The sequence below is a fragment of the Streptomyces sp. TLI_053 genome, from assembly GCF_900105395.1.
Taxonomy (GTDB): Bacteria; Actinomycetota; Actinomycetes; order Streptomycetales; family Streptomycetaceae; genus Kitasatospora.
Genome location: NZ_LT629775.1, coordinates 3077840 through 3104117, shown reverse-complemented (window position 1 = coordinate 3104117; position 26278 = coordinate 3077840). Strand labels below are relative to the sequence as shown.

General features: G+C 76.0%; 24 protein-coding genes and 1 riboswitch. Of the genes, 12 read left to right on the top strand and 12 right to left on the bottom strand.

The features are described from left to right. Nucleotides 1-26: 26 nt before the first annotated feature. Nucleotides 27-1496, top strand: a complete 1470-nt coding sequence (locus BLU95_RS12100; RefSeq protein WP_107452533.1) for an outer membrane protein assembly factor BamB family protein — start codon at nucleotides 27-29, stop codon at nucleotides 1494-1496. Between the two features lie 81 nt (nucleotides 1497-1577). On the opposite strand, the gene sigJ is transcribed toward BLU95_RS12100, so the two are convergent. Continuing rightward, complete coding sequence (sigJ, locus tag BLU95_RS12095) at nucleotides 1578-2402, bottom strand: RNA polymerase sigma factor SigJ (protein WP_231978743.1); 825 nt, start codon at nucleotides 2400-2402, stop codon at nucleotides 1578-1580. A 225-nt stretch (nucleotides 2403-2627) separates the two neighbouring features. On the opposite strand from sigJ, the gene BLU95_RS12090 reads away from it, so the two are divergent. Both BLU95_RS12090 and BLU95_RS45075 read left to right on the top strand, forming a co-directional pair. Further along, nucleotides 2628-3026 carry a hypothetical protein gene (locus BLU95_RS12090; RefSeq protein WP_093860023.1) on the top strand — a complete coding sequence of 133 codons (399 nt, stop codon included), beginning with the start codon at nucleotides 2628-2630 and terminating at the stop codon, nucleotides 3024-3026. A 68-nt stretch (nucleotides 3027-3094) separates the two neighbouring features. Further along, nucleotides 3095-3220 (top strand): hypothetical protein, encoded by a 126-nt coding sequence (locus BLU95_RS45075; RefSeq protein WP_286158627.1) that lies wholly within the window; start codon nucleotides 3095-3097, stop codon nucleotides 3218-3220. A gap of 63 nt (nucleotides 3221-3283) precedes the next feature. On the opposite strand, the gene BLU95_RS12085 is transcribed toward BLU95_RS45075, so the two are convergent. Further along, complete coding sequence (locus BLU95_RS12085; protein ID WP_093860022.1) at nucleotides 3284-4093, bottom strand: arylamine N-acetyltransferase family protein; 810 nt, start codon at nucleotides 4091-4093, stop codon at nucleotides 3284-3286. Between the two features lie 270 nt (nucleotides 4094-4363). Then, the gene (locus BLU95_RS12080) at nucleotides 4364-5350 is read right to left on the bottom strand and encodes a quinone oxidoreductase family protein (RefSeq protein WP_093860021.1); all 987 of its coding nucleotides are present in this window, start codon (nucleotides 5348-5350) and stop codon (nucleotides 4364-4366) included. 112 nt (nucleotides 5351-5462) lie between these two features. Between BLU95_RS12080 and BLU95_RS12075 the strand changes: the two genes are divergently transcribed. Next, nucleotides 5463-5819 carry an ArsR/SmtB family transcription factor gene (locus BLU95_RS12075; protein ID WP_093860020.1) on the top strand — a complete coding sequence of 119 codons (357 nt, stop codon included), beginning with the start codon at nucleotides 5463-5465 and terminating at the stop codon, nucleotides 5817-5819. A 40-nt stretch (nucleotides 5820-5859) separates the two neighbouring features. Here BLU95_RS12075 and BLU95_RS12070 read toward each other — a convergent pair whose 3' ends face one another. Next, nucleotides 5860-6480, bottom strand: coding sequence for a GNAT family N-acetyltransferase (locus tag BLU95_RS12070; protein ID WP_502689832.1), 621 nt, complete (start codon nucleotides 6478-6480; stop codon nucleotides 5860-5862). A 235-nt stretch (nucleotides 6481-6715) separates the two neighbouring features. Here BLU95_RS12070 and BLU95_RS12065 point away from each other — a divergent pair, with 235 nt between their 5' ends. The 5 genes from BLU95_RS12065 (at nucleotide 6716) to BLU95_RS12045 (ending at nucleotide 11230) form a co-directional block, all read left to right on the top strand. After that, complete coding sequence (locus tag BLU95_RS12065; RefSeq protein ID WP_231978530.1) at nucleotides 6716-7234, top strand: hypothetical protein; 519 nt, start codon at nucleotides 6716-6718, stop codon at nucleotides 7232-7234. After that, nucleotides 7221-8069, top strand: a complete 849-nt coding sequence (locus BLU95_RS12060; RefSeq protein ID WP_231978529.1) for a class F sortase — start codon at nucleotides 7221-7223, stop codon at nucleotides 8067-8069. The genes BLU95_RS12065 and BLU95_RS12060 overlap by 14 nt, the downstream gene beginning before the upstream one ends. A 124-nt stretch (nucleotides 8070-8193) precedes the next feature. Continuing rightward, complete coding sequence (locus tag BLU95_RS12055) at nucleotides 8194-9096, top strand: hypothetical protein (RefSeq protein ID WP_093860019.1); 903 nt, start codon at nucleotides 8194-8196, stop codon at nucleotides 9094-9096. Next, entirely contained in the window at nucleotides 9093-9926 is an 834-nt protein-coding gene (locus BLU95_RS12050; protein WP_093860018.1) for a response regulator, read from the top strand. Before BLU95_RS12055 ends, BLU95_RS12050 begins: the two co-directional genes overlap by 4 nt. After that, nucleotides 9923-11230: a sensor histidine kinase gene (locus tag BLU95_RS12045; RefSeq protein WP_093860017.1), complete on the top strand. Its 1308-nt coding sequence runs from the start codon at nucleotides 9923-9925 to the stop codon at nucleotides 11228-11230. The genes BLU95_RS12050 and BLU95_RS12045 overlap by 4 nt, the downstream gene beginning before the upstream one ends. Before the next feature lie 277 nt (nucleotides 11231-11507). Here the strand turns inward: BLU95_RS12045 and BLU95_RS12040 are convergent, their stop codons facing one another. From BLU95_RS12040 to BLU95_RS12015, 6 genes are all read right to left on the bottom strand, one after another. Beyond that, nucleotides 11508-12989, bottom strand: coding sequence for a M6 family metalloprotease domain-containing protein (locus BLU95_RS12040; protein WP_093860016.1), 1482 nt, complete (start codon nucleotides 12987-12989; stop codon nucleotides 11508-11510). A gap of 217 nt (nucleotides 12990-13206) precedes the next feature. Next, a complete protein-coding gene (locus tag BLU95_RS12035; RefSeq protein WP_093860015.1) occupies nucleotides 13207-14646 on the bottom strand; it encodes a cobyrinic acid a,c-diamide synthase CobB in 1440 nt (479 codons plus the stop codon). A gap of 63 nt (nucleotides 14647-14709) precedes the next feature. After that, a complete protein-coding gene (cobO, locus tag BLU95_RS12030; protein WP_030398311.1) occupies nucleotides 14710-15315 on the bottom strand; it encodes a cob(I)yrinic acid a,c-diamide adenosyltransferase in 606 nt (201 codons plus the stop codon). 6 nt (nucleotides 15316-15321) lie between these two features. Continuing rightward, nucleotides 15322-17514: a putative cobaltochelatase gene (locus tag BLU95_RS12025; protein ID WP_093860014.1), complete on the bottom strand. Its 2193-nt coding sequence runs from the start codon at nucleotides 17512-17514 to the stop codon at nucleotides 15322-15324. Next, nucleotides 17511-19049, bottom strand: coding sequence for a cobyric acid synthase (locus BLU95_RS12020; protein WP_093860013.1), 1539 nt, complete (start codon nucleotides 19047-19049; stop codon nucleotides 17511-17513). The genes BLU95_RS12025 and BLU95_RS12020 overlap by 4 nt, the downstream gene beginning before the upstream one ends. Beyond that, nucleotides 19046-20017, bottom strand: a complete 972-nt coding sequence (locus BLU95_RS12015; protein ID WP_093860012.1) for a cobalamin biosynthesis protein — start codon at nucleotides 20015-20017, stop codon at nucleotides 19046-19048. The genes BLU95_RS12020 and BLU95_RS12015 overlap by 4 nt, the downstream gene beginning before the upstream one ends. Before the next feature lie 103 nt (nucleotides 20018-20120). After that, a riboswitch (cobalamin riboswitch) is annotated at nucleotides 20121-20319 on the bottom strand. 274 nt (nucleotides 20320-20593) lie between these two features. Here BLU95_RS12015 and BLU95_RS12010 point away from each other — a divergent pair. The 3 genes from BLU95_RS12010 to BLU95_RS45070 all read left to right on the top strand — a co-directional run bounded on the left by BLU95_RS12010 (nucleotide 20594) and on the right by BLU95_RS45070 (nucleotide 24443). After that, a complete protein-coding gene (locus BLU95_RS12010; protein WP_093860011.1) occupies nucleotides 20594-21340 on the top strand; it encodes a helix-turn-helix domain-containing protein in 747 nt (248 codons plus the stop codon). Between the two features lie 169 nt (nucleotides 21341-21509). Next, nucleotides 21510-22625 carry an alpha/beta hydrolase family protein gene (locus tag BLU95_RS12005; RefSeq protein WP_093860010.1) on the top strand — a complete coding sequence of 372 codons (1116 nt, stop codon included), beginning with the start codon at nucleotides 21510-21512 and terminating at the stop codon, nucleotides 22623-22625. Nucleotides 22626-22940: 315 nt separating this feature from the next. Next, nucleotides 22941-24443, top strand: a complete 1503-nt coding sequence (locus BLU95_RS45070) for an amino acid adenylation domain-containing protein (RefSeq protein ID WP_286158626.1) — start codon at nucleotides 22941-22943, stop codon at nucleotides 24441-24443. Between the two features lie 91 nt (nucleotides 24444-24534). Here the strand turns inward: BLU95_RS45070 and BLU95_RS11995 are convergent, their stop codons facing one another. Both BLU95_RS11995 and BLU95_RS11990 read right to left on the bottom strand, forming a co-directional pair. Further along, nucleotides 24535-25413: a CDP-alcohol phosphatidyltransferase family protein gene (locus tag BLU95_RS11995; protein WP_030398304.1), complete on the bottom strand. Its 879-nt coding sequence runs from the start codon at nucleotides 25411-25413 to the stop codon at nucleotides 24535-24537. Then, the gene (locus BLU95_RS11990; protein ID WP_173862041.1) at nucleotides 25400-26092 is read right to left on the bottom strand and encodes a phosphatidylserine decarboxylase; all 693 of its coding nucleotides are present in this window, start codon (nucleotides 26090-26092) and stop codon (nucleotides 25400-25402) included. Before BLU95_RS11990 ends, BLU95_RS11995 begins: the two co-directional genes overlap by 14 nt. Between the last annotated feature and the right edge of the window lie 186 nt (nucleotides 26093-26278).

The window sequence follows — 26278 nt, the reverse complement described above, 5'->3', positions numbered from 1 at the left end:
GTGGACGATCATGGCGGGGCGGGTTCATGGAGCGGCGCGGGTCGAGATGGCGGCTGGTCTGGGCGGGCCTCGCGGGGGCGGTGGTCGCCGCGTCGGGTACCGGGTTCGTCATGGGCGGTTCGGCGCTCGCCGAGGCCGGGGGCGGCTGCGGCTCCGCCGCGCGGCCCTGCCCGCCCGGGATGCCGGCGATGCTGGCGACCGGCATGGTCGGCGTCGTCGTCGCGATCGTCCTCTTCACCGTCGTCTTCCTGTCCGACGGTCCGAAGAAGGGCCGCCTCGTCACCACGGTTCTCTGCTTCGCGCTCGCGCTGCCCGTCAGCCGGCTGGGGTTCGACCGCCTGCAGGGGCCGCCGCCGGTGAGCCCGGCGTGGTCGGCGCCGGCCGACCGGCCGACCCTCACCAAGGCACTCGCCGTCTGGCAGGACGGCGAGACCGTCGTCCGGGTGCGCGCCGACCGCTTCGACGCCTACCGGGCGCGGACCGGTGAGTCCGCCTGGACGCTGGAGGCGCCGCCCCGGAAGTCGGTCTGCGCGGCCTCGGCGGCCGTCGACGGCCTGGCCGCCGTCGGCTACGGCACCGACCCCGCGGCGTGCGACCGGCTCGCCGCCGTCGACCTGCGCACCGGGCGCGAGCTGTGGCACAAGGACGGTGTGCGGCTCTCGGCACTCGAACTCGCCGGTCCCGCGACCCTGGTGGCCCGGGGAGACGGGCAGCTCGCGGCCTTCGGCCTGCGGGACGGCGCCCCGGCCTGGACGGCGGCGCCGACTCCCGGGTGCGCCTTCGGCGGGCTGTCCGCCTCGGCCGTCCGGGTCGTGGCCGCAGAGTACTGCGCGACCGCGGATCCGGCGGCGAGGACCGGAGCCACCTGGCTGCGCGCCTTCGGTCCGGCCGGCGAGGCACTGTGGCGGACGGACACCGGCGCGGCCAGTGAGCCCACCGCCCTGGCCGTGCTCGCCGCCGACCCGCCCGTCGTCCGGCTGACCGAACGCGGCAACCGGGGCATCGACGCCGTCCTCTCCTTCGCGGCCGCCGACGGCGCGCCCCGGGCGACGATCCCGGTCTCGTCCGCCGACTACGAGCTGACGCCCCTCCGGAAGCTCTACGCCCCGTTCCAGCTCCGCCCGGTCCGCCCGGCGGCCGTCGTCGGCGACCTGTTCGTGGCCGCCGCCGGCCGGCCCGGCGACCGCGACAGCAGCTTCGTCGTCGCGCACTCGCTGGCGGACGGCTCCCGGGCCTGGGCGCGGAAGCCGGGCGGCAAGGTGCTGGCCGTCGCCGCCGCGCCGGACGGACCGTTGGTGGTCACCGAGCGCGGTCACAACCTCAACTCCGTCCATCGCCTGGACGGGACGGACGGCCGCACCGTCGAGCGGACCGACCTCCGCCGGGCGTTCCTGCACACCACGCCCTGGCTGGGGCGCACCGACGACCGGTACGTGTTCGTGAACGAGGACGGCACCACGTACTCCCGGCCCGCGGTGGGTGCGCCGAGGCGCTGACCGGGCCGCCGTCCTCGGGCCGCCCTGAGCTCCGCGCAGCCCTGGGCTCCGGACGGCCCGGAGCCCGAGTCGTCCGGACCCTCAGGCCGCCGTCCAGCGGCCGAGCTTCTCCGGGTTGCGGACCGCCCAGATCCGGGTGATCCGGCCGTCCACGACGTCCAGCGCCGCCACCGTCGCCGTGGCGCCGTCCCGTTGCGCGACCAGGCCGGGGCGGCCGTTGACGGCGTGCTCCAGCAGGACCAGCCCAGGGGCCTTCTCCGCCATCAGTGCCAGGTACTGCGCGATCCGCTCGCCGCCCTCCACCGGCCGCAGCACCGCGCTGACCAGCCCGCCGCCGTCGGCGACCAGGACCGCCGCCGGGTCGAGCAGGCCGACCAGGGTGCCGATGTCCTTGGCCTCCCAGGCCCGCTTGAACTCCCGCACCACGGCGGCGCTCCCGGCCGCAGGGGCCGGCGCGGCACCGACCCGGCGGCGGGCCGAGGTGGCCAGCTGACGGCAGGCGGCGGGCGTCCGGTCGACGATCGCGGCGATCTCGGGGAACGGGTAGCGGAAGACGTCGTGCAGCACGAACACCACCCGCTCGGCCGGCGTCATCGACTCCAGCACCACCAGGAACGCCATGCCCAGCGACTCGTCCAGGGCGATCCGGTCGGCGGGGTCGGCCGGATCGGCCGTCCCGACCGCCCACTGCGACCCGTCCGGCAGCGGCTCCGGCAGCCACTCGCCGACGTACCGCTCGCGCCGGACCCGCGCCGAGCCGAGCACGTCCAGGCAGATCCGGCCGAGCACCGTCGTCAGCCAGGCGCCCGGCGAGGCGACCGCCGCCCGCCGTTCCGGCGCCTGCGCGTACCAGCGGGCGTACGCCTCCTGCACGGCGTCCTCCGCCTCGGCCACCGAGCCGAGCATCCGGTAGGCGAGGCCGACCAGGTGCCGCCGCTCGCCGACGGCCGCGTCCGCCTCCGTGTCCGTGTCGGTGTCGGTGTCCGTGTTCCGTTCGAATCTCTCGCCCTCGGTACCCATGCCGGTCGCCCCCGTTTCGTTCCCACCCGCCTCACACTTCGCGGGCCTGTTTCGTCGAACCAGCGGGACACTACCGACCCACCGCCACCAGGCAGGAAGAGGGACCGCACCATGGTCATCACGACGACGACCCCGTCCGCACGCCGCAGCCTCACGTTCCTCCGCGCCACCGTCGCCCTGCAGACCCTGGCGATCTTCTACCAGGCCACCACCGCAGGGCTGTTGCTCTCCACCTCCTACGGCGAGACGCTGCACAGCGTGGGCGCCCGGGTGATGTACGGCGCCTCGATGGTGTACCTGCTCGCCGCGGTCCTGGCCTGGCGGCCCGGCGGCGGCCCGCTCCGGCCGGTCCTGTACGCGACCGGTTTCCTCGTCCTCGCCTCCGTCCAGGTGGTCCTGGGCGTCACCCACCACCCGGCGCTGCATGTGCCGCTGGGCGTGCTGATGTTCGGCCTGAGCCTGCTCGACCTGGGCCGCAGCCTGGGCGCGGGCGCGCGCGGAGCCCGCTGACCTCCGGGGCGGGCCCGGCCCGGCCCGTCCTTCCGGGAACTCCGGTGCCCCGGCGGACAGGAGAGGGCATGACCACTGTGTTCCCCCTGCCCGAGCGGCCCCACGACGCCTCCGGCACCGCCGGCCCTCCGCCGCTCGCCGACGGCGGTGGCCACGGGCCGGCGGCGCCGTGCCTCGACACCGCCTGGGACTGACGGTGCGCTGCTCCGCGCCCGGCCCGGCAGGGCCGGCCTCCGCCGCCCCGGTCGGCGCCCCGGTCAGCGCTCCGGACGGACGCCCGGCGGCGGGGCGATGCCGAACTCGGACTCCAGCAGCTCCCGCAGCGCCTCCGGGTCGTCGACCCGCTCCACCGTGACCGTGCCGTCCCGCGCGGTGCGGGTGAGCGTGGTGCCGTCCAGGGACAAGTGCCCGTCGATGTGGGTCCGCTGCACGAACAGGCGGCGGAACGGCGAGCGCGGGTGGGTGGCCACGTGCCAGTTGGCGACGTTGATGTCGGGCAGCGGCGCGGTGTCCAGGGTGAAGGAGACCAGCTCGATCCAGGTGTCCCCGGAACGGGCCTGGAGCACCCACACCGGCGCCGGGCCGTCGGCCTCCTCCAGCACCAGCCGGTGCCGGCGGCCCCGGCCCTCGCGGACCAGTCCGGGGATCATCGGCAGCGGCTCCAGCAGGGCGTCGATCGACCCGAAGCCGACGTCGACCAGGTAGCGCCCCTCGTCGCCGGGCACCTCGATGCCCAGCACCAGGTGGGTGCGGGGCCGGATCTCCCCGGGGCGGGCGCCGACCCGCACCCGCCCGGTGTAGCGGGTGACGCCGTAGCCGAGCTGCTCCAGGACGTCGGCGAACAGGGTGTTCTGCTCGAAGCAGTACCCGCCGCGGGAGCCGGCGACGAGCTTGGCCTCCAGATCGGTGAGGTCCAGCGAGGGCACGGTGCCGACCACCACGTCGATGTTCTCGAACGGGATGCCCAGCACGTGCGCGTGTTGCAGTGACCGGAGCGTGTCGAGGGTGGGAGCGCGTTCGCCGTCCCACCCGATGCGTGCGAAGTACTTCTCGAGATCGACGCTCATACCGTCACCGTACGGACCGGACGCCGCCCGGGCCTCAGGCTGCGGTTCGGCTCGCCCTGGACCCTCCGACCTAGGTCCATTCCGCGACCCCGGGCAGAACCGCTCCGAAAGCGGCCGGAATGCGGGCGGAATGCGATCGGAATTCAGCAGGAAAGCGTCCCCCTGGTCGGAGCTGGGTCGGAGCTGGGTCGGAGCTGGGTCGGAGCCTGCTCGGAGCCGGGGCGACGCCGGAGCCCCGGCCCGGTTCGGCCGCCCGAGCCCCGACCCGGCTCAGCCGCCGATCCGCACCACGTACTTCCCGGTCGCCCGCCCCTCCGCCATCGCGTCGTGGGCGGCCGGAACGGCGGCCAGGCCGGGCAGTTCGGTGACGGGCAGAGCCAGGCCGCCGTCCGCGAGCAGGCCGACGACCCGGCGCACGGCCCGGGCGAGCCGCTCGGGGGCCGTGGCGGCGAGGCCGCGATGGCTGAAGCCGGTGATGCTCAGATTGCCCGCCAGCAGGCGGGCGAGCGGGGGCAGGTCGGCGACGGCGCCGCCGCCCGCGTTGCCGAACAGCACGATCCGGGCGCCGGGCGCCGCCACGGCGAGGTCGAGTTCCAGGGCCTCGGTGCCCAGTGGGTCGAGGACGAGGTCGACGCCCCGGCCGTCGGTCGCGGTCCGGACCGCCGCCTCGAGCGACTCGTCGCGGGCGAAGGCGTGCTGGTAGCCCGAGTCGAGCACGGTGGCGGCCTTGTCCGGGCGGCCGACGGTGCCGATCAGCCGGCCGCCGCCGAGCAGCGGGACCAGCTGGGCGAGGGCGTGGCCGATGCCACCGCCCGCCGAGTGCACCAGGACGGTCTCCCCGGCGGTGAAGCGGCCGGCGTCGGTCAGCAGCAGCAGCGCCGTGGCCAGGCCCAGGGGGACGGCGGCGGCCTCGCGCAGCCCCACCCCGTCCGGCAGCGGCACGGTGAGCACGGCCTCGGCGGTGACCACCTCGGCGAGCCCGGCGCCGACGGGGGCGGCGACCACCCGGTCGCCGACGGCCAGTCCGGTGACGCCCTCGCCGAGTGCCCGGACGGTGCCGGCCACCTCCTTGCCGGGCCGGTACGGCCAGTCGGCGGCGTACGCGGCGTCGCCCCGGCGGGTCATCACGTCGACGAAGTTCAGTCCGGCGAAGGCGACGTCGACCGTCACCTGTCCGGGGCCGGGCCCGGGCACCGGGAGCTCCTGGACCTGCGAGTTCTCGGCTCCGCCGGGTGCGGTCATCACCAGTGCGCGCATGGTTCTCGGTCCCCTCGTCTACGATGTTCGACGAAATACGAAATTGAACGCGGGACAGTGGTACCACGCAGTTTCGATGGATGTCGAACATCGCAGACCAGGGAGGGCGTCCATGCCTCGCAGTACCCGCCGCCGACCGGCGCTCACCCACCCCGCGACCGAGGAGATCGACCTCTTCGACGTCCTGCACGCGCTCGCCGACCCGACCCGGATGACCATCGTCCGGGTGCTGCGGGCCGAGCCGGAACGCGCCTGCGGGACCTTCCCGGTGGACGTCGCGCCCTCCACCCTGAGCCACCACTTCAAGGTGCTGCGCGAGTCCGGCCTGATCTCCCAGCGCGAGGAGGCCAACCGCCGCTTCTCCGCCCTCCGTGCGGCCGACCTGGAGCACCGCTTCCCCGGGCTCCTGGACACCGTCCTCGCCGCCCACGCCCGTACCGTCGAGGCCGCCGCTCCACAGGTCCGATGACGCGCTGCCCCACAGGTCCGAGGACGCGCCCCGGCTGGGGTCAGAGCTCCCAGGACCGGGGCCGGGCCAGGGCCTCCCACTCGGGCCGGAGCAGCGACAGCACCGCGGCGTCGTAGCGGCGCCCCCGGTGCAGACAGGCCGAGCGGCGCACACCCTCCTGGACGAAGCCCGCGCCGGTCAGTACCGCGAGCGCCGGGGCGTTGCCGGTGTGGGTGACGGCCTGGAGACGGTGCACGGGCAACTCGCCGAAGGCGAGGTCGACCAGCGCGTCCAGGGCGGCCGAGCCGTGTCCCCCGCCCCGGTGGTGCTCGTCCATGAGCAGCGATACCTCCGCGGTGCCGTCGGCGAGGTCCTGGTCGAAGAGGGCGATGTGGCCGATCGGCGTGCCGTCCGGGAGCAGGACCAGGAAGTCGTCCCGGTCGTTGTCGTCCCGCTGGCGCTCCACCCGCTCGCGCAGGGCGGACAGGGCACGTGGCCAATAGCCGATCTGGTGCACGGCCACGGGGTCGGAGCGCCAGCGCTGCAGCAGTTCGGCGTCGTCGACGTCGACGACCGCGAGCCCGACGCCCCTGCCCCGCCAGCACACCTCCCGGTCCGGCCCGCTGTGCGGGTCCTCGACGATGCTCTCGGTGGTCCCCGGTGCGTTCTGATCGTCTGTCACGGGCGGATGCTAGGACGCCCGCAGGATCGGTGACCAGCGAATTTCCCGCCCCGCCCGGGCGGTTCCGACCCGGCCCGGGGGCGCCCCCGCCGGACCGCCGGGCGACCGTTACGCAGCCGATGAAGCGTTGTGACACGACCGGCCGGGGACCGCGACACGGGCTTCCTACCGTCAGTCCCGACGCACCGGCCACAGGGTGCCGGAGCCCGCGTCACCACCGTGAAGGAGAGCTCGCATGGCTCTGCGTACGACCACGAACCGCGCCCGGCGGTCGGCCGCCGTCTCCCGGCTGACGGCCGTCTGCGCCCTGACCGGCGCCGCCCTGCTGGCGAGCGTCACCGGCGGGCAGGCCTGGGCCGACGGCGGCGCGCCGTCCGCGGCTCCGAAGGCCCCCTCCGCCGGCGCCCCCGCGCCGGTCGAGCCCAGCAGCAGCCCCGTCGTCAAGGCGCCCCAGACCCCGTCGCGCCCCCCGACGGCCCAGCCCGCCCCGCTCACGCCCGAGCAGGCGAAGGAGCAGGCGCGGACCGCCACGCCGACCCCGCTGCCCGAGGGCGTCCAGCCGAAGCCCCAGCTGCCCGCCGAGGGCAAGCCGCAGGTGCGCGAGGTGCCCAAGGGCGCCGCCCAGGCCGGCGACGGCTCCGGGGCCGGCGACTCCTCCGGCCTCGAGCTGGTCGGCGGCGGCGCCGTCGCCGCCGTCGGTGCCGCCGCGCTGGGCTTCGCCGTGCTGCGCCGGCGTTCCGGTGCGCGGGGCTGACGACGCCCCCGGGTCCTCCCCGCACCCCGTCGCCGCCGCTCCGGACGGCGGCGACGGGGCGCGGGCGGCGCGGGGCCACCGGGCCCGGGACGGTTCGCGGCAGGGACGCCACGGGAGGCGCGCCGGACGCGGGACGGGGCTGAGCCGGAGTGTCTTCGGCGCGGCCGGGCTGCTCTGCCTGGCGATCGGTGCGACCGTGGCGGTCTCCGGCCGCGCGGAGCCGCCGGTGGTCCGGGTCGAGACCTCGGCCCGGCAGGCTCCCGGCACCACCGCGGCGGCGCCCGCCCCCTCGACGGCGACCGGCACCACCTCCACCGGCGCCGGCGGTGCCTCCGACGGCGGCCCGTCCGCCGGCACCGCCGCCCCCCGCCCGCTGGCGGCCTCGGCCCCGACCCGGCTGCTGATCCCCGCGGCCGGGGTGGACGCCCCGGTCACCGGCCTCGGTCTGAACGCCGACGGCACGGTCGAGGTGCCGGCCGCCGAGCGCGCCGACGAGGTCGGCTGGTACCGCAACGGCCCCACACCGGGCGAGACCGGGCCCGCCGTCCTGATCGGGCACTACGACACCGCGCACGGCCCGGCGGTGTTCCACAAGGTGCCGAAGCTGAAGCCGGGCGACCTGGTCCGGATCCGGCGGGAGGACGGCGGCACGGTGGACTTCCGGGTCCGCACCCTGCTCCAGTACGCGAAGAACGACTTCCCCACCGACGCGGTGTACGGCAACACCAAGGGCCCCGAACTGCGTCTGATCACCTGTGGCGGCCGGATCGGGGCCGACGGCCACTGGACGGACAACATCGTCGTCCTGGCCGATCCGGCGCCGCCCGTAGGCTGACGGGGCCGAACGGCGCCCGGCGGGGACACCGCCGGGCGCCGCCCCGGCCCCGCGACCACGCGGCGCGGCGCGGCCGAACAGACCGAACGGGCCGAACAGGCACCAGCAGAAAGGGCCCCGGAGGATGAGCACATCCCCCCGCCGCACCGCCGTCCGGCGCCGGGCGGGCGCCCGCCCGGCCGTCCTCCTCGGGAGCGCCCTCGTCGCCGCCGCGCTCGCGCTCCCGGTCGGCTGCGCCGCCCCCGGCGAACTGCGCGACCACGGCGCGGTCGCCCCCGTCACGCCCTCCCCGGCCCGCGTGCCGCTCTGGCCGGGCGCGCCCACCGCCGCGTCGCCGACGCCGGTGGAGCCCACGGGGAGCCGCAGCCCGGAGCCGCCGCCGCAGCCCGTCCCCGACCTCACCGTCCCCGGCCAGGACATCACCGCCGTCGACGTCCGGGCCCTGGTCGGCAAGGACCCCGGCGTCACCCAGGACGAACGGCGGGTCCTCGAACCCTGCGCGGGCTGCGAGTTGCGCGCCCCCGAGTACCGCGACCTCACCGGGGACGGCCGGCCCGAACTGCTGCTCGCCGTCGGCCTCGCCGACACCGTCGTGCTGCACGTCTACACCGCCTCCGGCGAGCGGCTGCTGCCGATCCACCGGGTCTCCCTGGTGAAGGGGTTCGGCGCCGAGACCGTCGGCACCGACCTCTGGCTCTACGAGCCGACCGCCTCCTTCCGGACCGGGCGCCTCTACCACTGGGACGGGGTGCGGCTGGCCCTGACGGACCAGAAGGTGGAGGGCATCGGGCCGACCCAGGAGCCCGAGCCGACGCCGTCGGTCGCCGAGAAACCCGTGGTGGAGAAGCCGCCCGCCCCCCGCCCCAGCGCCGGCAACGGGGACCTCTCGCTCAAGACCGTGCCCACGGCCCGGCCCTCCGGCCCCCAGACCCCGGCTTCGGATGCGGCGGTCGGCAAGCAGCCGCTGCCCGCCCCCGTCCGGCCCGGACCGCCCACCGCCACACCCCTCCCGGAGACGAAGCCATGAGCCCCACGGCCGCCGGCCACCCCCGCATCCTCATCGTCGAGGACGACGAGGTGATCCGGGAGGCGACCAGGATGGCGCTGGAACGCTACGGGTTCCCGGTCGCCACGGCCGCCGACGGTCTGGAGGGGCTGGAGATGTTCCACGCCGTCCGGCCCGACCTGGTCCTGCTGGACGTGATGCTGCCGCTGCTCGACGGGGTCGGGCTGTGCCGCCGGATCCGGGAGGAGAGCCAGTTGCCGATCCTGATGATGTCGGCCCGCACCGATCCGGTGGACGTGGTGTCCGGGCTGGAGGCGGGCGCGGACGACTACGTGGTCAAGCCGTTCGAGAGCGCCGTGCTGGTCGCCCGGATCCGCACGGTGCTGCGCCGCGTCCGCGTCGTCCCGGCCGAGCCGGCGCCCGCGGCCGTCGCCGCGCCCGCCGCCTTCCCCGCGCCCGCGCCCGGACTCCCCGCGCCCGCCTTCCCCGCGCCCGCGCCCGGACTCCCCGCTCCGGAACCCGGGGACGTCCCCGCGCCCCCGGCACCCGCGCCCCGCACCCCCGTCCGCAGCTTCGACGGCCTGGAGGTCGACACCGACTCCATGGAGGTCCGGGTGCACGGCACCCTCGTCCCGCTCACCCCGACCGAACTGCGCCTGCTGCTGGAGTTCACCGCCGCGCCCGGCATCGTGCTGGAGCGCGCCGTCCTGCTGGAACGCGTCTGGGACTACGAGTGGGGCGCCGACACCCGCGTGGTCGACGTCCACGTCCAGCGGCTGCGCGCCAAGATCGGCGGCGGCCGGATCGAGACCGTCCGCGGCTTCGGCTACAAGCTGAGGCGGGCCGAATGACCCTGCGCCGCCAGATCGCCACCGCCGTCGCCGCCATCTCCGTCCTGGTCGCGGTGGCGGTCGGGCTGCTGGTCCACCAGGCGATGGTCCGCCAGCACGTCGACCAGGCGCGGGACTCCGCCCTCACCACCCTGGACGCCGCGCTCGGCTCCTACGAGCACAACGAGGAACTCACCGGCGGCGGCCGTCGGCACGCCGCCCTGGACGACCCCGGGCTGCCGCCCCGGCTGCGCGCCCTGGCCGCCGAGGGGCGACGCGGGTCGCTGCTGGCCCCCGGCCCCGAGGGCGAGTCGGTGTGGGCGGCGGCACCGGTCCGCGGCGGCGGCGAGGTGCTGTCCGTCCGGATCGGCTTCGCCCAGGACCGGCAGGCCATCGCGGACCTGGACCGGATCATCCTGCTCGCCGTCGTCGCCTCGGTCTTCATCACGGTGCTGGCGGGGGTGCTGGTCGCGGACCGGATCAGCCGCCGGCTGCGGACGGCGGCGACCGCCGCCCGGGGGATCGCCGCCGGACGCACCGACACCCGGATCGGCGAACTCGTCGACGGCCGGGACGAGGTGGCCGACCTCGCGGCGGCGGTCGACCTCATGTCGAGGGAGCTGCACCGGCGGCTGGAGGACGAGCAGCGGTTCACCGCGGACGTCGCGCACGAGCTGCGCACCCCGCTGACCGGGCTGGTCACGGCGGCCGAACTGCTGCCGCCGGGGCGGCCCACCCAGCTGGTGCAGAACCGGGTGCAGGCGCTGCGCGCCCTGGTCGAGGACCTCCTGGAGGTGTCCCGGCTGGACGCCGACGCCGAACTGCCGGACCTCTCGGCGGTGCCGCTGGAACGCGCGGTGCGCCGTACGGTGGCGCTGACCGGGCTGGAGGTCGAGGTGGAGATGGCGGCGGACGCCTCGGTCCGCACCGATCTGCGCCGTCTGGACCGCATCCTCGGCAACCTGCTCCTGAACGCCGACCGCCACGGCGGCGGCCCGATCCTGCTGCACGTCGACGGCCACCGGCTCACCGTCCGCGACCACGGCCCCGGCTTCCCCGACGAACTGCTCCGCGACGGTCCCCAGCGCTTCCGCACCAGCGTCCGCGAGCGCGGCCGCGGCCACGGCCTGGGCCTCACCATCGCCCAGGGCCACACCCGCGTCATCGGCGCCTCCCTGACCTTCACCAACCACCCCACCGGCGGCGCCGTCGCCACCCTCCACCTCCCGACCGATGCCGATGCCGATGCCGATGCCGAGGACGGTCCCGCCCCCGGTGAACACGCGCCCCCGGTGAACACCCGTCCCCGTGACCCGTCCCCCTGAGCCGTCCCGGCGTCCGGGACGGCTCAGGGGGACGGGACCGCCGCCGCTGCCCGGGCCGGCCTCTCGGTCCGTACCGGAGCGGCCGCGCCGGAGCCACCGGCGGGGCCGCTGCCCGGAACGGCGGGCGGGGCGGCGGTCGTCCCGGTCCGCTCCGGGGCGGCCCACAGTCGTTCGGACGCTCCCGGAGCGGAGCGGGTGGTTCTGTTCGACGGCTCGGCCGAAGGGTTGCCCGACGGCTCGGCCGAGCACTCCGTCGACGTTCACCCGACGGTGACGCTCACTCGACGGTCACGCTGACCTCCATCCGGTCGTCCCCCGGGGTCCCGGCGACCTCGATGGTGACGCCGCTCCAGGCGCCGCCCGGCTCGTTCAGCGCCGGGGTGCTGTGCTCGCCGAGCAGGTTGTTGCCGAGCGACGGGTAGAGGTCGTCCTGGTCGCCGCGGTTGGGCACGAGGGAGTCCGCCAGGTCGCGCCGCCCGTCGGCCTGCATCAGCTCGATGGCCAGGCGGTTCTCGTCGTTGACGTTGTCGACGGACTCGTCCACCACGTAGACGGCGACGCCCTGGTCCGGGAGGAACTCGTCCTGGCCGCTCTGGCGGCGGTACTCGACCACGAGGTACTGCTTGGGGTGCATCCGCGGGCTGCGGACGGTCAGGATGTCGCCGCCCTCGGAGACCGGGCGCAGGACGATGTCCTTGGTGGTGCTGGTGATCCGCTGCGGGCGGGTCCAGTCGTGGAACATCCGGAGCATGCCGTTCGGGTACACCGGCCGGTCGCCGGCGTGCGCCTGGTCCGGGCCGCCCCAGGAGCCGGAGGCCATCAGGCAGTAGTCGCCGAGGCCGTTGGAGACGGCCTCCACCCTCGGGTCCCCGGTGTCGTAGAAGTCGGCCCAGCGGCCGGCCAGATGGCCCCACTCGTGGCAGCAGACGCCGACCCGGCAGTCCTCGGGGACGGTGAGGAAGGTGGGGACGGTCAGGCTCGAATCGGTCGGGAAGCCGGGCTGGAAGGCCCACTTGGCGCTCCACAGCGCGTCCGGCCGCTGGACCTTCGGGACGGCCTCGGCGCCGCGGCCGGCGTGGACGACGAACAGCGCCGTGACGGCGCCCTCGCCCAGGACGTCCAGCTTCTCGGGGAACGTCACGCCGTTGTCGAGGGCGAGCTTCACGGCGTCGGCCGCCATGCCCACCTCGTTCCGGGGGAAGGCCCCGGAGTCCTGGCCGGACATGTGGTTGGCGTAGAAGGAGAGCGGGTTCGGCAGCCGGAACCAGCCGTGCACCTCGCCCTGGACGTCGATGCCCCCGGCGGCCGGGGCGGCGGGGTCGAAGCCGCTGACGCGGCGGTAGTAGTCGCGCATCGAGCCGGTCGGGAACGTTCCGGAGCTGAACAGCAACTGCTCGAAGTGCTCGACGGTGCGGGCCGGGTCGTGCGGCTGGTCGGGGAAGTCCACCAGCAGCACCAGGGTGGGGACGACGCCCTTGAGCTTCTCCGACGGGTGGTCGATGAGCTGGGCGTCGCCGCGCGGACCGGGCCGGACGGCGCCGTCGTCGAGGCCGACGACGTTCTCGCCGCGCCACTGGGTCCGCAGCACGCGGTAGTACTGGGCGAAGGAGATGCCGTCCGGGAGGCGCCGGGAGTCGATCAGGTCCCGGTACTCGTCATGCAGCTCGTCCAGCGCGGCCGGTGACAGCGGGACAGGGCACGGGTGCGGACGGTCATGGGCGGTGGGACGGTGATGCAGCGGGGTTAAGGTGTAACGCATGGTGACGGCTCCTTCGAGCCTGCTCGCCCCGCCGGGGCGTGTTCGGCGCCCCGCCGAGTGGGCGGTCGCCGGCAATCGGTCGGCTCGCCGAAAGGCGGTCGGGTCTGGCCGGTACCGGTTGCGAAAAGGACGATATGCGGTTGTCTGTCCCTATTCTGACGCTCCGGACGGCCAAAGCACCAGACCCGAAGGGCCGTCGGACCGGCCACCGGCCCGCTCAGCCGGCCCGGTGCGCGGCGGCGGCCGCAGTGAAGGAGGCGGCGAGCTGCGGGTATCCCGCCCAGTGCAGGTGCAGATACGAAGCGTGAATGTTCGGTGCCCCCGGCGCGCCCGCGAATCCCTCGGTGCGGGGGCCGTCCGGCAGCCGCCAGCCCCAGGCGGGCCGTTCGCCGGCACCGGGCTCGCAGACCGTGCGGTGGAACTCGTGCCCGCGCAGCCGCGCGCCGGTCGGCGCCAGCACCGAGTCGTGCAGCGCGACCGCCTCCCGGTACCCGAGCGTCAGCCGCTCGGTCATCCGGGCCGAGGTGTCCAGCACTCCGCACATCGGCAGGCCGTCCAGCTCCCGCCCGAGGTAGAGCAGTCCGGCGCACTCGGCCGCGACCGGTCCGCCCGCGGCGGCGAACGCCGCGATCGCCGCCCGCAGTTGCCCGTTCGCGCTGAGTTCCCGGACGTACAGCTCGGGGAAGCCGCCGCCGATCACCAGGCCCGCCGTGCCCTCCGGCAGGGTGTCGGCGTGGAGCGGGTCGAAGGGCACCACCTCGGCGCCGGCGGCGGTCAGCAGTTCGGTGTTCTCGGCGTACGAGAAGGAGAACGCCGCACCCCCGGCCACCGCGATCCTCGGCCGCGCCGCACCGGAAGCCGCACCGGAGGCCGGACCGGGGGTCGCACCGGAAGCCGGACCGGGGCCGGCGGCGACCGCGGCCACCTCGCGGGCCGGGTCCCACGGCTGCGCGGACAGCGGCGGTGCGGTGCGGGCCAGCGCCAGCACCGCGTCCAGGTCCACCGAGGCGGCGACCAGTTCGCCCATGTCGGCCACCGCCCGCAGGGCCTGCGCCGAACGCTCCACCGCCGGGATCAGCCCCAGGTGCCGGGAGGGCGTGGCGACCGCCGCCGAGCGCCGCACCGAGCCCAGCACCGGCACCCCGGAGCCCTCCTCCAGGGCCTCGCGCAGCAGCAGTTCGTGCCGGTCGGAGGCGACCCGGTTGAGGATCACCCCGGCCAGTCGGACCTCCGGGTCCCAGGAGGCGAAGCCGTGCACCAGCGCCGCCACCGACCGGGACTGCGAGGAGGCGTCCACCACCAGCACCACCGGCGCCCGCAGCAGCTTCGACACGTGCGCGGTGGACGCCAGCTCGCCGCGCCCGGAGGCACCGTCGAACAGCCCCATCACACCCTCGACCACCGCCACGTCCGCCCCGGCCGCGCCGTGCAGGAACAGTGGTGCGACCCGCTCCGGCCCGCACATGAACGCGTCCAGGTTGCGGCCCGGCCGGCCGGCGGCCAGGCCGTGGTAGCCCGGGTCGATGTAGTCCGGGCCGACCTTGTGCGGCGAGACCGCCAGCCCGCGGGCGGCGAGCGCGGCGATCAGGCCGGTGGCGATCGTGGTCTTGCCGGCGCCCGAGGAGGGCGCCGCGACGACGAGACGGGGGATGTTCACGGTGCTGCTGCTTCTCTCGCTGGTACTACCGGGACGCGCGGCGGGTCCGACGGACCCGGCGCGCTACCACTCGATGCCGCGCTGGCCCTTGCGGCCGGCGTCCATCGGGTGCTTGACCTTGGTCATCTCGGTGACCAGGTCGGCCGCGTCGGTCAGCAGCTCCGGCGCGTACCGGCCGGTGATGACGACGTGCTGGCTGCCCGGGCGGTCCTTGAGCACGGCCACCACCTCCGCCGGGTCGATCCAGCCCCAGTGCATCGGGTAGGTGAACTCGTCCAGCACGTAGAAGCGGTAGGTCTCGGCGGCGAGGTCGCGCTTGACCTGCTCCCAGCCCTCCTTGGCCGCCGCCTCGCTGTCCAGCTCCATCTCGCCGGTGCGCTGGATCCAGGACCAGCCGGAGCCCATCTTGTGCCAGTCGACGGTGCCGCCCTCGCCGGAGGCGCCGAGCACGCGCAGCGCGTTCTCCTCGCCGACCTTCCACTTGGCGGACTTCACGAACTGGAACACCCCGACCGACCAGCCCTGGTTCCAGGCCCGCAGGGCCATGCCGAACGCGGCGGTGGACTTGCCCTTGCCGGGCCCGGTGTGCACGGCGGTGATCGGCTGGGTACGGCGCTGGCGGGTCGTCAGGCCGTCGTCGGGAACGCTCTCGGGGACACCCTTGGGCATGTCGGCTCAGGCCGCCTTTCGCGAAGCAGGAGAAGCAGAGGAAGCAGAGGAAGCGGAGGCAGAGGAAGCAGAAGCGGAGGAAGCAGAGGCGGAGCCGCTCGGACGGTTCCCGCCCCGGCTGTCGCGGACCAGTGAGGCGACGCCGTCGGCGCGCAGCTCGTCCAGGGTCACGGCGGTGGCGCGGAGCCGGTCGGCCAGGGTGCGGGCCAGGCCGAGCCGGACCGGGCCGGACTCGCAGTCCAGCACCACGCTCGCCACGCCCTGCCCGGCCAGCAGTCCGGCCGCCCGGTGCGACCGCGCGACGGCGTCCCGGGCGCCGGTGGCCCGGCCGTCGGTCACCACGACCAGCAGCGGGCGGCGGTCCGGGTCGCGCAGCCGCTCGACCCGCAGCACCTCGTGCGCCCGCAGCAGTCCGGCCGCCAGCGGGGTACGGCCGCCGGTGGGCAGCGACTCCAGCCGGGCCGCGCCGACCTCCACCGAGGAGGTCGGCGGCAGCACCAGCTCGGCGTCCGAGCCCCGGAAGGTGATCATGCCGATCTTGTCCCGGCGCTGGTAGGCGTCCATCAGCAGCGACAGCACCGCGCCCTTGACCGCGGTCATCCGCTGCCGGGCCGCCATCGAGCCGGAGGCGTCCACCACGAACAGCACCAGGTTGGACTCCCGCCCCTGGCGCACCTGCTCGCGGAAGTCGTCCTTGTGCAGGACCAGGGCCCGGGAGGACCGGCCGCGCGCCAGCTGGTGCGGGGCGGCGGCGCGCAGGGTGGCGCTCAGGTGCAGCCGGGCGAGCCGGCCGCGCGGGCGGCGGGCCCTGATGGTGTGACCGCTGTCGGTCTCGGCGGGGGAGCGGCGGCCCTGGGCGCCGCGCCCGGTGCCGTCCACGGCGAACAGCCGGGTCCGGTACGGGTCGCCGGCCGCGACCGGTGCCGTCTCCCGGGCGGGGGACGGCGGCTGGAGCGGGACCGGCTGCGGGGCCGGGGCGTCGTCCTGGGCCGGGGCGTCCGGCGCCTCGGCCGTCGGGCCGTCGGGGCCGTCCTGGCCGGACGGCTCGGGTGCGCCGCCGCCACCGCCGCCGTCGGGGCCGCCGTCCTGCGGGCCGTCACCCTCGGGGCCGTCGCCCTCGGGACCGCCCTCCGGGTCCGGGTCCTCCTCGGGCTCCTGCGGCGGCTGCGGCTCCTCGGGCTCCGGCTCGGCGTGCTCCTCCAGCACCCGGTCCAACTGCTCCTCGTCCAGCCCGGGGGCGTCGAAGGGGTTGCGCCGCCGCCGGTGCGGCAGCGCCAGCCGGGCGGCCTTGCGGACGTCCTCCGCCAGTACCTCGGTCCGGCCCGCCCAGGCGGCCAGCGCGACGGCGGTCCGGGCCATCACGATGTCCGCGCGCAGTCCGTCCACCTCGAACGCCGCGCAGACGGCGGTGATCTGCCGCAGGGCGGCGTCGGTCAGCTCCACCTGCGGCAGCAGCTCGCGGGCGGCGGTGATCCGGTCGGCGAGCGCCCGCTCGTCCGCGGCGAAGCGGCCGGCGAAGGCGGCCGGGTCGGCGTCGTAGGCGAGCCGGCGGCGGACCACCTCGGCGCGCTCCACCGGCTCCCGGGTGGCGGCGATCTCCACCGTCAGGCCGAACCGGTCGAGCAGCTGCGGCCGCAGCTCGCCCTCCTCCGGGTTCATCGTGCCGACCAGCAGGAAGCGCGCCGCGTGCCGCACCGACACGCCCTCGCGCTCCACGTAGGAGCGGCCCATCGCGGCGGCGTCCAGCAGCAGGTCCACCACGTGGTCCTGGAGCAGGTTGACCTCGTCGATGTAGAGCACGCCGCGGTGCGCCCGGGCCAGCAGCCCCGGCTCGTACGCCTTGACGCCCTCGGACAGCGCGCGCTCGAGGTCCAGCGAGCCGACGATCCGGTCCTCGGAGACGCCGACCGGCAGCTCGACCAGCTCGGCCGGGCGCTCCGAGGACGTGCCTCCGCCGTGCGCGCCGTCCGGGCACTGCGGGTCCGGGCCGGCCGGGTCGCAGGCGAAGCGGCAGCCGTCGACGGTCGCGATGGAGGGCAGCAGCCCGGCCAGCGCGCGCACCATGGTCGACTTGGCGGTGCCCTTCTCGCCGCGCACCAGCACCCCGCCGACCGCCGGGGAGACGGCGTTCAGCAGCAGGCCGAGCCGCAGGTCGGCCATGCCGACGATCGCGGTGAACGGGTATCGGACGTCACTCATGCATGCTCCCCAGGGGCTCCGGGCGGAAGGAACGGCAGCGATCCGGCCGCCGGCACCCCGCCCTCGATCAGCTTCCACAGCGCGTCGGTGTCGGCGTGTTCCTCGATCAGTTCGCCCAGCCGGTCGAGCCGGGCCTCCCGCGCGTCGGTGAAGGAGGTGTCCGGCGCGGGGACGAACGCCCGGCCGGCCGCCGTCGCGACCTCGCGCAGCAGCGCGCGCCGGAAGCCGTCGTTCTCCAGCGCGCCGTGCCAGGTGGTGCCCAGGACGGAACCCACCCGGCACCCGTCGAGGCTCTGTCCGTCGTCATCGGAGATGAAGGCCTCCCCGCCCTCGACCGCGACGATGCCGTGGTGGATCTCGTAGCCCTCGACCCGCTCCCCGAACGCCTCGCCGACGGGCCGGCCGAGCACCTTCTCCACGCCGAAGCGCACGGACGTCGGCAGCAGCCCGAGGCCCTCCACCGGGCCCGCCTTCGACTCGACCTCGTCGACGATCGAGCCGGCCAGCATCTGGTAGCCGCCGCAGACGCCCAGCACCGGCAGCCCGGCCGCCGCCCGGGCCCTCAGCACCGGTTCGAAGCCGCGCTCGCGCAGCCAGCCGAGGTCGGCGACGGTGGCCCGGGTGCCGGGCAGCACCACCAGGTCGGCGTCGGCCAGCTCCTCCGGCCTGGTGGCCCAGCGGACCAGCACACCGGGTTCCTGGGCGAGCGCGTCCAGGTCGGTGAAGTTGGACAGCCGGGGGAAGCGCAGCACCGCCACCCGCAGCACGTCGGCGCCCAGCGGGCCGCGCGCGGCGGTCCGGTCGACGACGGTGGACAGGTCGAGCGAGTCCTCCGCGTCCAGCCAGAGGTCCGGCAGCATCGGCAGGGTGCCGAGCACCGGACGCCCGGTCAGCTCCCGCAGCATCTCCAGCCCGGGGGCCAGCAGCCGTGCGTCGCCGCGGAACTTGTTGACGAACCAGCCGGCCACGTGCCGCTGGTCCTCCGCCGACAGCAGCGCCAGCGTCCCGTACATGGCCGCGAACACGCCGCCGCGGTCGATGTCCCCGACCACGACGACCGGCAGGCCGGCCGCGGTGGCCAGGCCCATGTTGGCGATGTCCCGGTCCCGCAGGTTGATCTCGGTGGGCGAGCCGGCGCCCTCGCAGACCACCACGTCGAAGCGGCGGCGCAGGTCGGCCAGGCACTCCAGGGCGCGTTCCAGCAGCAGCGGCTTGCGTTCGCGGTAGTCCAGCGCGCCGACCTCGGCGACCGGGCGGCCCAGCAGCACCACCTGGCTGCGGCCGTTCGCGCCGGGCTTGAGCAGCACCGGGTTCATCGCCGCCTCCGGCTCGACCCGGGCGGCCTGCGCCTGCATCACCTGGGCGCGGCCGATCTCGGCTCCGTCGGCGGTGACGAAGGAGTTCAGCGACATGTTCTGCGCCTTGAACGGCGCGACCGAGACCCCCTGCCGCGCCAGCCAGCGGCAGATGCCCGCCGTGACCACGCTCTTGCCGGCGTCCGAGGTCGTCCCGGCGACCAGCAGTGCCTTGCTCATGCCCGGTACCTCCGCTTCCTGATCAGCGCCGCCCGCAGCAGCAGGTGCCCGGCGACGGTCGTACCCAGGGCCAGCGCGCCCACCCGCCGGGAGAGCACGCAGGCCCGCTCGATGTCGTCCACCCCGACCGGGCGCAGCCCCTCACCGAGCACCGGCCGGTGCTCCGTGCGATCGCCGTACCGGAGCGTCCCGCCGAGGCGGACGCCGACCGCGCCGGCGAAGGCCGACTCGGCCTGGCCGGCGTTGGGGCTGGGGTGCGCGGAGCCGTCCCGCCGCCAGATCCGCCAGGCGGTGCCCGGTTCGGGGGCGGCGGCCACCGTCAGCAGCGCGGTCAGCCGGGCGCCCGGCCAGCCCGCCACGTCGTCCAGCCGGGCCGAGGCCCAGCCGAACCGGGCGTAGCGCGGCGAGCGGTGACCGACCATCGCGTCCAGGGTGTTCACGGCGCGGAACGCCAGCAGCCCCGGGGTACCGGCCAGGCCGCCCCAGACCAGGGCGTTCACCACGGCGTCGGCGGTGTTCTCGGCCACCGACTCGACCACCGCGCGGGCGATCTGCTGCTCGTCCAGGGCGCTCGGGTCGCGTCCGCACAGGTGCGGCAGCCGTTCCCGGGCCGCCGTCAGGTCACCGGCCGTCAGCGCGCGGCCGACGGTGCGGGCCTCCCGGGTCAGCGAGGTGCCGCCGAGCACCGTCCAGGTCGCGGCGGCGGCGAGCGCGGCCCGGCCGAGCGGCCGTCGGGCCAGCAGCCGGTCGGCGGCCACCGCGCCGGCCGCGACGGCGCCCACGCACAGCGCGGTGTAGGCGGTGCCGGCCGCGCGGTCGTCGCGCCACAGCAGCCGCTCCAGCCGACCGGCCGCGCTGCCGAAGCCGGCCACCGGGTGGCCGCGGCGCGGATCGCCGAACCGGGCGTCGGCCAGGTACCCGGCGACGGCGCCCGCGCCGAACGCGGCGGCCCGGGTCAGCGGGCGCAAGGGAGGGCGGGTGGCGCGGTCGGCGGAGTGCTCGGGGGGAGGTCCCGGCCCGGCGGGGCAGCCTGCATCGCGTGCGTGTCCTCACTCAGGGTCCGCGCCCTGGATCGACGTACCGGGGGCGAGAGTCTCCTGGCTCCCGGGTCGGACGCGCTCCCGGGCCTTCCGGCGGCCGCTGACGGCCCTCCGTGGCTGAACTCCGGTCGTGCTCCCCGGTGACAGTGGCGGGACCGCGCCGGACTCGCACCGGCTTCCTCTGCTTGCCTCCGTAATGGCTGAAGGATCCCATCACGGGCCCGAAGGGGGAGTCAACCGAGGTCGCGGAGGGGTTGGTCACACGCCGGGGCCCTCCCGGCGGCCGCCCCGGCACCCGCTCGGCACCTGCCCCGTGCCCGCCCCGGCACCCGTCCGCCGCCCGCCCCGGCGGCCCGCCGTGCCCCGTCGCTACCTCCGAGGCCGCCCGCCGCCGGACCGCGCCCCGCTGTGCGATCCTCCACCCCCGCCGGGCGGCGCGCCCGCCCCGCTTCGTGCGTTCGTCGGCTGGGGCACCACCCGGCGCCGCGCCTACCGTCGGGACCCATGCGACCCCAGCGCCCCCACCTCTTCGCACGTCCGGCCCGGTCCGCCCCGCCCGCCCCGCCGCCCCCGGTGCCGTTCTCGCCCGCCGCCGTCCGCGCCCACCGCGCCGCCCTCGGCCTGACGCCCGAGCAGGTCGCCGAGGGGATGGCCGCGCACGGCGTCCGGCTGCTCCCGGCCCACGTCCTCGGCTGGGAGAACGGCGGTCCGCCCCCCGGCGAGGAGGAGTTCCTCGCCCTGGCCCGGGCGCTGTGGTGCCCGCCCGAGCAGCTGATGGGTGTCCGCCCGGCGAGCCTGCGGGACTTCCGGCTCGCCCGCGAACTGAGCCAGGACGGCGCGGCCCGCCGGATCGGCGTCCCGGCCGGGGAGTACCGGCGGGCCGAGGTCACCGGCCAGTGGGACGGCGACGCCGAGCCGACGGCCGCGCTCGCGCACGTGCTGGGCCTGACCCTGCGGGAGCTGGTCGCGGCCACCGGCCGCCGGGAGGAGCTGGACCGGCGGCTGCGGCGCTGCGTGGACGGCCGCTGGCAGGCGCAGGTCGGCGCGATCGTCCGGATCGTGCCGGTGGACCGGGCGGACCTCGAGGCCGTCCTGCCCGTGCTCCAGGACGAGCGGCAGGTGCCCGCGCACTGGGGGTCCGGCGGCTGGGGGCCCGCCGAGGGGGCGGCCGCGCCGTCCGCGGCCGGGGGCCCGCCGGTCGAGCACTTCTGGGAGCTGCTGGCCCGACGGGAGCCCGCGATCCCCGTGTGATCCGGCGTTCGTTCTGGCACTCTCGTTCTGACGATCCCGGTGCGGCCCTCCCCGCGCGGCAACCCGTACGGCCGTGTCCTGCTGGCCCGGCCGGGTCGCGGCCAGTGGACTGGGCTGTGACGTGGGTCCGGACACCGGTCGGCCCAGAACCGAGCAGCGGGGAGCGAGTATGCGTTGGGGAATCGCGGCCACCGTGGCGGCCGCCGCGGTCGGCACCGGGGCGGCCGTCCTGGTGATCGGCCGCCGGGCCTCGGAGCGGATGGTCCGCCCGGCCGGGGCCGCCCGGGAGCGGACCGGCCCGGTCGTGGTCCAGAGCCTGGGGGCCGGGCGGATCACCTTCACCCGGAGCGCGGAGAGCGAGCGCCCCGGGCGCTGGGCCGTCGAGTGGGGGGAGGACGGGCACGCCGTCGTCGAGGAGGTCCTGCACCGCGACGAACGGGGCGTCACCCGCCGCCTGGTCCGCGCCGACCGTGGCACCCTCGCCCCCGGTACCGAGGTCCGCTTCACCCCGCGGGTGTACCTCGGCGACCCGGCCTCGGCCCTCGGCCTGACCTTCGGCGAGACCGCCGTCGAGGGGGAGCTGGGCGCGCTGCCCGCCTGGTGGCTGGACGGCAAGCGCGGCACCTGGGTGATCCTGGTGCACGGCCCGGACGCCGACCGCGCCCAGGTGCTGCCCGTCCTGCCCGTGCTGCGGCGGCTCGGCCTGCCCGCGCTGGCGGTCAGCTACCGGGGCGACGCGGGCGCGCCGGCCTCCCCCGACGGCCTGGGCCACTTCGGCGAGACGGAGTGGCGGGACGTCGAGGCGGCGATCCGGCTGGCCCTGGACGGCGGCGCGGGCCGGGTGGTGCTGTACGGCTGGTCGCTGGGCGCCACGATGGCCCTGCAGGCCGCCGCCCGCTCGGACTTCGCCTCCTCGGTCAGCAGCCTGGTCCTGGACTCCCCGGTGCTGGACTGGCCGGCCACGGCCCGCCGGGGCGCGGCCAGGGCCGGGTACCGGGGCGCGGCCGCCGAACTCGGCGCGCTGGCCGCCGAGGGCCGGACCGGCGTGGATCTGGCCGACTTCGCCCGTCTCGCGGAGGGCACCGACCTGCGGGTGCCCACCCTGGTGCTGCACGGCCCCGACGATCCGGTGGCGCCGTTCCGGGCCGCCGAGCGGCTGGCCGCGAGCCGTCCGTCCCTGGTGAACCTCCAGGCCTTCCCCGGCGGCGACCACGCCGCGCTGTGGAACACCGACCCGGACCGCTACTCCGAGACCCTGCGCCGCTGGCTCACGCCCTTCTGCTGAGCCGCCGCCCCCGTCGCCCCCGCCGCCCCGGCTCCGGCCCCGCCGGGTGCTCCCCGCCGCGTCGCGCGGGGCCGGGGAGCCGGGGGGAGCGGGTGAGCGGCCGGCGGACGGAGGGCGGCGCGCGGGCCGCCCGGGACCCCCTCCGGACCACCGGCCCCTCCGGGCCGCCCCACCTGGCATGGACCCGCCACAAAGATCAAGCCAGTCGGTTTGGCCTCTGTTGCCCGATCTTGTCGATCCCCCCGCGCCCCCGCCCCGCCCCGCGCGGACAACCGGATGTGACAGAAGGCCGGTACAAGGGGAAGACTGCTCGACGTGACGTCTCGGAATCCGCGCGACCGTGATGCCCCGCTCCCGCCGACCAACGGTTCCGGCGCGACGGTGACCCGTCTCCCCGGAACGGCCCACCGCCCCGCCGGCGCGAGGCCGGGGAGCCAGGGCGTACCCCGCCGACGAGGCCCCGCCCCCGCCCCCGGCCGAGGCCGGGTCCCCGTCCCGGAGGGCTTCCCCGCACCCGCCGAGCTGGCCCCGCTGGCCCGCCGGATGCTGGTCGACGCCGTCCGGATCGCCCGCTGGGCCGGCGACCTCGAGGAGGTCGACAAGCGCGGCGAACTGCTCCCCGAGGACGCCCGCGCCGCCGGCCGCGCCCTCGCCATGACGGTGGGCGCCGCCGCCAAGGCCTGGGGCCAGGCCCTGCTGGTCGGCCTGGTCGAGCCCCGCGACGGCGGCGCCGTCCCCGGCTGGCGCCTGCACGCCTGGGAGCACGACGACGAGGCGGTGATCCGCGGCTGGTCGACCCTGTTCGACGCCTGGACCCTGCTCGCCCCGGTGCCGCCCGCCGCCCTGCGCGGCGTGTTCGCGGTCCTCGCCGGACAGGCCGTCGACCAGGCGCCCCAGCTGCTCTCCTTCCTGCACCTGGTGGACGGCCCGGTCGCCGACGTCGAGCTGCTGGAACTGCTCCGGCGCGGCCTGGACGAGCGCCGGGTCGGCGGCGGCGAGGGCGCCTTCGGCCTCTCGCCCGTCCCGCACGCGGCCTCCGCCGTCTCCGCCGTCCGCGGCACCTGCCGCGAGCCGCAGATCGACACCCCGGCCTCGCCGGCCGACGTCGCCGCCGTCCTGGACTGGATGCTGGACGGCCTGGCCGCCGTCGGCGCGCTGGTCCGCGAGGACAACGCCGCCGAGCTCTCGCCGCTCGGGCACTGGGCGGTGCGGGCCAAGCTGGAGGAGATCTGCACCGTCGCGCAGACCGCCGCCGGCCACATCGAGCAGAGCGCGATGGAACTGCTGAGCGCCTGCGCCGACTACTCGCCGGGCCCGGCCCGCGCCGAGTACCGGGCCTGGCTGGCCGCCCGCCCCGCCGACCGGGCGGTGGCCGAGCTGCTGGAGGCCGCGCAGGGCGAGGACGCCCTGGTGCGCGGCCTGGCCTTCGAGGCGCTGAGGGTGGCCGGATCCACCGCCGAGCAGGCCGTCCGGGCCGCCGTCGACGAGCCGGTGCTGCGCCCGTACGCGCTGCTGTGGCTGGCCGAGCGCTCGGACGAGGGGGTCTCGCCGGCCGACGTGCTGGGCGCGGAGGACGCCGCCTGGCTCTGGGTGGACACCGCCGCGGCCGTGCTGGACCACGGGGAAACGGAACTTCTGGTGGGCCATGTCGAGGGCGCCTCGGCCGGTGATCCGGTGCGGCTGTTCGCCCGGGCCCGGCAGTCCGGGCACCCCCGGGCGGCCTCGGTGCTGACGGCCGTCTCCGGCGTCCACCCGGACCCGGCGGTGGCCCGGGCGGCCCGCCGCTCGGCGTTCAGCGTGCACCGCGGCGGTGCCTGAGCGAGCGGTTCGCGCGGACGGCGCCAGGACATGCGGAAGGGCCCGGCTCCCCTCGGGGAGCCGGGCCCTTCCGCATGTCCTGCGGCGGTCGTCAGCCGATCCGCGACTCCGCGCGGCGGGCCCGCACGTCGCCGACCTTCTGGCCGACCTTGCGGCGGATCACCAGCAGCGGCGCCATCGCGGCGAGCGCGATCTGCGCGAACGCGCCGATGTGCAGCAGGTTGTCGCCGCCCGGCAGACCGGTCGCCCAGGCCGCCAGGCAGCCGATCGAGACCACGATCCAGCACAGCGTGGCGGTGGCCAGCAGCCCCTGCGGCTTCGGGTACTCGATCCGGCTGACCATGAGGTACGCGACGGCGAAGATCGCCAGCAGACCGGGCAGGAACGGTGGGTCGAGCAGCACGATGGCGATCACCGTCATCGCGCCCATCGGGCAGGGCATGCCCTGGAACACCCCCGGCCGCATCTTCACGGTGGAGAAGCGGGCGAGCCGCAGTACCACCGCGAGCAGCACGGTCAGCGCGATCAGCGCCGACAGCCGGCTGTTGGAGCCGGGCGAGACCATGCCCCAGACCGCGACGAAGTAGGCCGGCGCGATGCCGAAGCTGATCAGGTCGGCCAGGTTGTCGAGTTCGGCGCCCAGCGCGGAGGAGCGCAGCTTGCGCGCCACCAGGCCGTCGAACAGGTCGCACATCGAGCCGATCAGCAGCAGCGTCACCGCGGTGGCGGCGCTGTGCTTGTCCGGCGCGGCGTCCGGGTTGGTGATGTGCGGGACGAGCACCCCGGTGGTGATCGAGTAGATCGCCAGGAAGCCGCAGACGGCGTTCCCCAGGGTGAGGAAGTCGGCGGTGGAGAGGTGCTGGGGCGAGCGCGGCGCGCGCAGCTCGCGGTCGCGGGCCCAGCGGCGACGGCGCAGGGCCGTCTCCTCGTCGTCCAGGCCGACGATCGTCTCAGGATCAGTCACGGTCAAGGCGCGTCACCCCGGCGGTGGTCTTCTGGCCGACCTCGACGCCGACCTCGACGCCGGCCGGCAGGTAGGTGTCGACCCGGGACCCGAAGCGGATCAGACCGATCCGCTCGCCCTGCTCGACCTTGGTACCGGCGTCGACGTACGGCACGATGCGGCGCGCCACGGCGCCCGCGATCTGGACCATCTCGATGTCGCCGAGCTCGGTGTCGAAGTGCCAGACGACCCGCTCGTTCTGGTCGCTGTCCTTGTTGAACGCGGGCACGAAGCCACCGGGCACGTGCTCGACGGAGGTCACCGTGCCGGGCAGGGGCGCCCGGTTGACGTGGACGTTGAGCGGGCTCATGAAGATCGCCACGCGGGTCCGGCCGTCCGGCCACGCGTCGATGCTCTGGACCACGCCGTCGGCGGGGGAGATCACTCTGCCCGTGCCGATCTCACGCTCGGGGTCGCGGAAGAACCACAGCATGCCGGCGCCGAGCGCACAGGCGGGTACCGCGGCCAGGGCCCACTTGCCACTGCGCCGGGTGAGCGCGGTGGTCACGGCGGCCGTGGCGAGGGTGGGGACGAACCAGGGGGTGGCTCCGCGCGCGATGGTCACGCGGGGTCGCCGGCCGGCCGTCGTGGCGGCGAGGGCATCGCGGTCCGTGACGGAGGAGTGAGGGGACGGGCTGATGGGCATCGAAGACCTTTGTCGCGGGGGATCATGGCCGCTGGACGGGGGCCACCGCGGGATCGGGTAATAGAGGGACGTCTGCTGTCCCGGTGGATGCTATCGGGAGCACACGGTGGGTGGGCAACCCGCCTGCTCGTTCATGTGACCTGCGGGAGGCGCCGACGCGCCCCCTTGTATACGACCGTAGCTCGC